This is a genomic window from Virgibacillus salarius (assembly GCF_039521925.1).
In the GTDB taxonomy this organism is placed as follows: Bacteria; Bacillota; Bacilli; order Bacillales; family Amphibacillaceae; genus Virgibacillus; species Virgibacillus salarius.
In genome coordinates this window covers 1-1,081 of the sequence record NZ_BAAACY010000140.1, presented here as the reverse complement: position 1 = coordinate 1,081, position 1,081 = coordinate 1, and the positions used below count along the sequence as shown (strand labels likewise).

The following is a 1,081-nucleotide window of genomic DNA, read 5'->3' as shown; positions in this document are numbered from 1 at the left end:
ATTATGATGTCTTAGCTTGCTCCAGAAGTTTCCTTCTGGTTATTTTTAAGAAAAAACAGTTGCATGTTTTTCTCTTGACATACTGGTTGTTTTGTTCAGTTTTCAAAGAGCAAATATTGGTGGAGCCTAGCGGGATCGAACCGCTGACCTCCTGCGTGCAAGGCAGGCGCTCTCCCAGCTGAGCTAAGGCCCCATATAATGGTCGGGAAGACAGGATTTGAACCTGCGACCCCATGGTCCCAAACCATGTGCTCTACCAAGCTGAGCTACTTCCCGAAAAAATGGCGCGCCCGAGAGGAGTCGAACCCCTAACCTCTTGATCCGTAGTCAAACGCTCTATCCAATTGAGCTACGGGCGCTTATGGTGCCGAGGGCCGGACTCGAACCGGCACGGTGGAAACCCACCGCAGGATTTTAAGTCCTGTGCGTCTGCCAATTCCGCCACCCCGGCTTGGCTTGGAGCGGAAGACGGGATTCGAACCCGCGACCCCCACCTTGGCAAGGTGATGTTCTACCACTGAACTACTTCCGCAATACAATATATTTTTATGAATGGTGCGGGTGGAGGGAGTCGAACCCCCACGTCCGAAGACACTAGATCCTAAGTCTAGCGCGTCTGCCAGTTCCGCCACACCCGCAAAATTATATTATTATGGTGAGCCATGGAGGATTCGAACCTCCGACCCTCTGATTAAAAGTCAGATGCTCTACCGACTGAGCTAATGGCTCATAAATTTTTAATTCTAGAAGTTCTAGCGAACTAATAACTCGTACATAATTAACAAGTATAATGAAAATGGTGCCGGCCAGAGGACTTGAACCCCCAACCTACTGATTACAAGTCAGTTGCTCTACCAGTTGAGCTAGGCCGGCTTTATGGTGGAGGATGCAGGGCTCGAACCTGCGACCCCTTGCTTGTAAGGCAAGTGCTCTCCCAGCTGAGCTAATCCTCCGATGCACTATGTGCAACGCATAAATAAATTGCGTTTTGAATTAAAAATTAAGTATAATGCCTGGCGGCGTCCTACTCTTGCAGGGGCAAAGCCCCAACTACCATCGGCGCTGGAGAGCTTAACTTCTG

Annotated in this window: 9 tRNA genes; all 9 read right to left on the bottom strand. The window is 49.7% G+C overall.

From position 1 onward, the window contains the following. Positions 1 to 117: 117 nt before the first annotated feature. A tRNA-Ala gene (locus tag ABDZ84_RS17125) sits at positions 118 to 193 on the bottom strand. Between the two features lie 6 nt (positions 194 to 199). Continuing rightward, positions 200 to 276, bottom strand: a tRNA-Pro gene (locus ABDZ84_RS17120). Positions 277 to 282: 6 nt separating this feature from the next. Then, positions 283 to 359 (bottom strand) — tRNA-Arg (locus ABDZ84_RS17115). 3 nt (positions 360 to 362) lie between these two features. Next, positions 363 to 451 (bottom strand) — tRNA-Leu (locus tag ABDZ84_RS17110). 6 nt (positions 452 to 457) lie between these two features. After that, positions 458 to 532: transfer RNA gene (locus ABDZ84_RS17105), tRNA-Gly, on the bottom strand. A gap of 21 nt (positions 533 to 553) precedes the next feature. Beyond that, positions 554 to 638 (bottom strand) — tRNA-Leu (locus tag ABDZ84_RS17100). Between the two features lie 15 nt (positions 639 to 653). Then, a tRNA-Lys gene (locus tag ABDZ84_RS17095) sits at positions 654 to 729 on the bottom strand. Positions 730 to 797: 68 nt separating this feature from the next. Further along, a tRNA-Thr gene (locus ABDZ84_RS17090) sits at positions 798 to 873 on the bottom strand. Positions 874 to 877: 4 nt separating this feature from the next. After that, positions 878 to 953 (bottom strand) — tRNA-Val (locus ABDZ84_RS17085). Between the last annotated feature and the right edge of the window lie 128 nt (positions 954 to 1,081).